Origin of the sequence: Streptococcus sp. S784/96/1 (assembly GCF_902729355.1) — a bacterium.
GTDB lineage: Bacteria > Bacillota > Bacilli > Lactobacillales > Streptococcaceae > Streptococcus > Streptococcus caledonicus.
In genome coordinates this window covers 1-5,592 of sequence record NZ_CACVCC010000057.1, presented here as the reverse complement: position 1 = coordinate 5,592, position 5,592 = coordinate 1, and the positions used below count along the sequence as shown (strand labels likewise).

Below are 5,592 nucleotides of genomic sequence, written 5' to 3'. Positions count from 1 at the left end.
GGCCAAGAATCTAGGCTCAAAAACTTCAAATACTCAAAAACCACACAGCGATTCTTTCATCTTGATTGTTTTCGAGACGGAAATCACTGTGTGGTTTTATTTTGAAGCTAGTTTTTGCCCAGCCTCTAGGGTATTTTCAAGACCTTACGCTTGAAAATAAGCAATGGAACTCCGTTAGGAGGTTGCTTGTTTCCCTAACACATAAGGCTAACTGTCCAAAAAATTATGAATACAAGTTATCAAATTTTGATTTTATATGAGTATTAGTTCAAATGTAATTTTGGTTTCAGATATTGTCCTGTATAGCTTTCACGGACTTGTGCAACTTCTTCTGGTGTTCCAGTTGCAACAATTGTTCCGCCACCGACACCACCCTCTGGACCAAGGTCAATGATATGATCTGCCGTCTTAATCACATCAAGGTTATGTTCAATGACAAGAACGGTATTTCCCTCATCAACAAAACGTTCTAACACTTTAATTAGACGGGCAATGTCATCCGTATGAAGTCCTGTCGTTGGCTCATCCAAAATATAGAAGGATTTCCCTGTTGAGCGCTTGTGAAGCTCACTAGCCAATTTCATGCGCTGTGCTTCTCCTCCTGAAAGAGTGGTAGCTGGTTGTCCCAAAGTAACATAACCCAGTCCGACATCCTTAATAGTTTGGACCTTACGAGCAATTTTAGGAATAGCCGCAAAGAATTCCACCGCATCATCAACAGTCATATCAAGAATTTCCGCAATATTTTTATCCTTGTAACGCACTTCTAAGGTTTCTGAATTGTAACGTGTTCCATGACAAACCTCACAAGGGACGTAAACATCTGGAAGAAAGTGCATCTCTATCTTGATAATCCCATCCCCAGAACAAGCCTCGCAGCGTCCACCTTTAACATTGAAAGAAAAACGGCCTTTTTTATAACCACGAATTTTAGCTTCATTAGTTTGAGCAAAAAGGTCACGAATATCATCAAAGACACCTGTATAAGTCGCAGGGTTTGAACGTGGTGTCCGTCCAATTGGGCTTTGGTCAATATCAATCAAGCGCTCAATATGCTCAATTCCTTCAACAGACTTATATTTACCTGGTTTTTCAGAATTACGATTGATTTTCTGAGCAATTACCTTTTTCAAAATACCATTGACTAGTGTTGATTTTCCTGAACCAGAAACACCTGTAACAGCAACGAATTTCCCAAGTGGAAACTTGACATCAACATTTTTTAAGTTGTTCTCAGAAGCACCTTTGAGCTGAATAAATCGTCCATTCCCAGCACGGCGTTCTAACGGTACTGGAATTTCTTTAGCTCCAGATAGGTACTGACCTGTGATGGATTTTTTATTTTTAGCCACTTGTTCTGGCGTACCAGAAGCAATGACCTCACCTCCAAATTGTCCTGCTCCTGGCCCAATATCAATCAACCAGTCAGCCTGCATCATAGTATCTTCGTCATGCTCAACGACAATCAAGGTATTACCTAAATCACGCATTTTTTTGAGGCTTGAAATGAGACGGTCATTGTCTCTTTGATGAAGTCCGATAGATGGCTCATCTAAGACATAAAGAACTCCACTAAGATTTGACCCAATCTGCGTTGCCAAGCGAATCCGTTGACTTTCGCCACCAGATAAGGTTCCAGCAGTTCGTGATAAGGTCAAATAGTTCAAACCGACATTATTAAGGAAAGTTAATCGATCAGTCACTTCTTTTAAAATAGGCGCTGCGATTTGCTTGTCGTTACCCGTTAATTCTAATTTTCTAACCAAGGCCAAATGATCCTCAATAGATAAATCTGAAATTTCAGAGATATTTAATCCAGCTTCACCCCCAACACGGACTGAGAGCGCCGCTTCGTTGAGGCGATAACCCTTGCAAGTCTGACACTTGAGCTCATTCATGTAGGCGCGCATGACATTACGCGTATAATCACTATTGGTCTCGTGGTAACGACGGTTGATATTTGGGACAACCCCCTCAAAAACAAGATCAATATCTCTGACACCACCAAAATCATTTTCATAATGAAAATGAAACTCACGCTCACCTGAACCGTAAAGGACAAGATTCTTATCATCCTCTGATAAATTTTCCCATGGTGTATCCATATCCACACCAAATTGAGTCATAGCCTGCTCTAACATTGCTGGGTAGTAATTTGAGGAAATAGGATTCCAGGGCTCAATAACACCTTCGCGAAGCGTTTTTTCAGGATAAGGTATCACCAAATCAAGGTCAACTTCTAGCTTCATCCCAAGACCATCACAGGTAGGACAAGAACCAAAAGGCGCATTGAACGAAAAGAGACGAGGCTCTAGTTCTGGTACAGTAAAACCACAGACTGGGCAAGAATAGTGCTCTGAATAGAGAAGTTCATTGCCATCCATCGTGTCAATAATCAGATAGCCATCTGCGAGACGAAGTGCTGCCTCCACAGAATCAAAGAGACGTGAGCGAATGCCATCCTTATTGACCAAGCGGTCCACCACAACCTCAATATTATGCATCTGACTCTTGGATATTTCAGGAACTTCCATCACATCGTAAATCTCACCATCAACACGAACACGGACATAGCCATCCTTTTGAACTTTTTCAAAAATGGTCTTATGTTGCCCTTTTTTACGTCTTACAATCGGAGCTAAAATTTGCATACGCGTACGCTCTGGCAACCCCAACACTTCATCAACAATTTGCTCCACAGAAGATGCTGCAATTGCCCCGTGGCCGTTAACACAGTACGGTACACCCACACGCGCATAAAGCAAGCGAAGATAGTCATTAATTTCTGTTGCCGTTCCTACCGTCGAACGGGGATTTTTACTGGTTGTTTTTTGATCAATAGAAATGGCAGGGCTGAGACCATCAATTGAATCCACATCTGGTTTTTCCATATTTCCCAAAAACTGACGAGCATAAGCTGACAAGCTCTCAACATAACGACGTTGTCCCTCAGCGTATATCGTATCAAAAGCCAGTGACGATTTCCCAGAACCTGACAAACCAGTCACCACAACCAATTTATCACGCGGAATCTCAACATCAATGTTTTTCAAATTATGGGCTCTAGCCCCATGAATTACTAATTTCTCTTGCATTCTAAAACCTAAAAAGAGATAACCAATAACGATTTTTTCATCATCTTAAACTAGCTAATAAGTATTTCAGTTAATTGTTGCCCTAAAAAAGCATCCGTCTCCTACAAATTCTGCTGACTTTAAAACCAATGCTAATGCGACCGTATTTTGTTTCTCTTATTTGATTCCTTTCCTTTATTGAGTTTGTCACTCAACTTTATACCCTTCATTATAACAAAAATTTCCAAAAGACTTCCCACAAAAGATTCATTTTATAGTATAATAGACTGTATGCCTATAAGGCAAATTCAATCTGAGGGAGGGCTTGATGAAACAAATATTTTTATCAACTGCTAAAGAATTCAAAGAAATTGACACATTCGAGCCAGGGGCTTGGATCAATTTGGTAAACCCTTCCCAGGAAGATTCCGTTCGAATTGCTGAGCAATTTAATATTGATATTACCGATTTACGGGCACCGCTTGATGCGGAAGAAAGTTCACGTATTTCCGTCGAAGAAGAATACACTCTCATTATCGTAGACGTTCCCATGCAAGAGGAGCGTAATAACAAGAGCTATTATGTGACAATTCCCTTAGGTATTATTGTTGCACCAAACACTGTTATTACCACTTGCTTGGAAGAAGTTCCACTTTTTGATTATTTTAAAAATGGCAGAGTCAGAAACTTCTATACTTTTATGAAAACTCGTTTTGTCTTTCAGCTTCTCTATCGAAATGCTGAGCTTTTCCTAACAGCCCTTCGTTCCATCGACAGACAGTCTGATAAAATCGAAGCAGAACTTGAAAAAGCCACTAAAAACGAAGAACTTATCGATATGATGGAATTGGAGAAGTCCATCATTTACTTGAAAGCTTCTCTTAAAATCAATGAACGTATCGTTAAAAAATTAACAGGAAATGCGTCCAGCTTGAAAAAATACGCTGAAGATGAAGATTTGCTTGAAGACACCTTGATTGAAACCCAACAGGCGATTGAGATGGCAAGCATTTATGAAAATGTCTTAAATGTCATGACAGAAACCTCTGCTTCTATCATCAATAATAATCAGAATACTATTATGAAAACCTTAGCTCTTATGACTATGGCTCTGGATATCCCAACCGTTATCTTCTCAGCTTACGGGATGAACTTTCAAGATAACTGGTTACCCCTAAACGATATCCCAGGAGGTTTTTGGATTATTACCCTAATGGCAGCTTTAGGCTCACTCAGTGTGGTTATCTATTTCTTCACGAAGAAATGGTTTTAATAACCCAATCGTCAGTTTGGTCATTGCTCTTGACATCATCCATTATAGCTGCAGGAATAACCGACTTATATTAAAGAATTATGCATTATATTAGAAAGACGTTATTATGAAATTGGAAAATTTGACTAAAAAAAATCAAGAATTTATTAAAATCGCAACTCATCAACTGATTCAAGATGGAAAATCTGATGCAGAGATAAAAACTATCTTAGAAGATGTGTTACCCCAAATTGAAGAAAATCAAAAAAAAGGGATCCCTGCACGTACCTTCTTAGGAGCTCCAACTGTTTGGGCGGGTTCATTCACCCCAAAAGCAGGCTCAAGCTCTGCTGTAAAAGTTGAAAAAAATACCAATCCTTGGCTCATGTGGTTAGACACAACTCTTCTTTTCCTTGGTGCTTTCTCGCTCCTTAATGCAGTTCTACAATCGTTCAATAAAGAAGCAACTAGTTATGGTATTTTAACTCTCCTTATTTTGACAATGACTGGTGGTGCTGCTATGTATGCTATTTACTACTTTGTTTATCGTCATATTAATAGTGGCAATCGCCCCCACTGGGCAAAAAGCACGGGGATCCTCTTTGCTGTCACATCACTATGGTTAATCATTTTTACCCTTGCAAGTGTCTTTATCCCAGCAAGTATCAATCCCATCTTGCCACCACTTGCACTCGCTATCATCGGAACCCTTGCCTTCGGTGCCCGTTATTTCCTCCAAAAGAAATACAATGTTGCTAACGCCCTTAGCGTTGAAAGATAAGCATTGTAACATAAACAAAAATCCTCTGAAAATCATTTCAAAGGATTTTTAATATTCTCTAATCAAAAAGTTTATAAACCTGTCAGTTAACAGATAACAGTGGCGTAAAACTCTCTTAATATTTCCTCTAACTTGCCCTACTAGACTTTTGTAATGTTGCCCCTATTTCACTAAAGCACAAAATCAAAGCCCTCTAACCCCTTGATTTCAAAGGGTTTTTAGATTACACAAAAAAGAGCACACAACTGACATCGCTTAGGGCTGCTGGATTCCTCCCCTGACCCGCTTCACGCACAGCTGTTGCTCCACAGATAATTATAGCATAATTTAAAAGTTTTGCAAACTAAATTCTCAAACCGTATGTGTCTAAATTTTTGGGAAAGTCCAACTACCCCTTACAACCTAAGAAAACTCTATGTTCTTTATCCGAAAAAAGACTGAAACAAAGTTTTTTCCTTTGCCTCAGTCTTGACCTTATTGTTTAC

The 5,592-nt window shown here is 39.4% G+C and carries 3 protein-coding genes and 1 other RNA gene; 2 read left to right on the top strand and 2 right to left on the bottom strand.

Annotation, left to right across the window (positions count from 1 at the left end):
• Positions 1-263 precede the first annotated feature (263 nt).
• A complete protein-coding gene (gene uvrA / locus GZ996_RS11375; protein ID WP_162012111.1) occupies positions 264-3,095 on the bottom strand; it encodes an excinuclease ABC subunit UvrA in 2,832 nt (943 codons plus the stop codon).
• A 307-nt stretch (positions 3,096-3,402) separates the two neighbouring features.
• On the opposite strand from uvrA, the gene GZ996_RS11370 reads away from it, so the two are divergent.
• Positions 3,403-4,347 (top strand): magnesium transporter CorA family protein, encoded by a 945-nt coding sequence (locus tag GZ996_RS11370; protein WP_156806343.1) that lies wholly within the window; start codon positions 3,403-3,405, stop codon positions 4,345-4,347.
• Between the two features lie 106 nt (positions 4,348-4,453).
• Positions 4,454-5,107, top strand: a complete 654-nt coding sequence (locus GZ996_RS11365; RefSeq protein WP_156806344.1) for a DUF1129 domain-containing protein — start codon at positions 4,454-4,456, stop codon at positions 5,105-5,107.
• 218 nt (positions 5,108-5,325) lie between these two features.
• Here the strand turns inward: GZ996_RS11365 and ffs are convergent.
• An RNA gene (gene ffs, locus GZ996_RS11360) (signal recognition particle sRNA small type) lies at positions 5,326-5,424 on the bottom strand.
• Positions 5,425-5,592 lie beyond the last annotated feature (168 nt).

Excerpts from the sequence above, each read along its gene's own strand:
- GZ996_RS11365 (WP_156806344.1), top strand. The coding sequence starts at position 4,454 with ATGAAATTGGAAAATTTGACTAAAAAAAATCAAGAATTTATTAAAATC.
- uvrA (WP_162012111.1), bottom strand. The coding sequence starts at position 3,095 with ATGCAAGAGAAATTAGTAATTCATGGGGCTAGAGCCCATAATTTGAAA.
- GZ996_RS11370 (WP_156806343.1), top strand. The coding sequence starts at position 3,403 with ATGAAACAAATATTTTTATCAACTGCTAAAGAATTCAAAGAAATTGAC.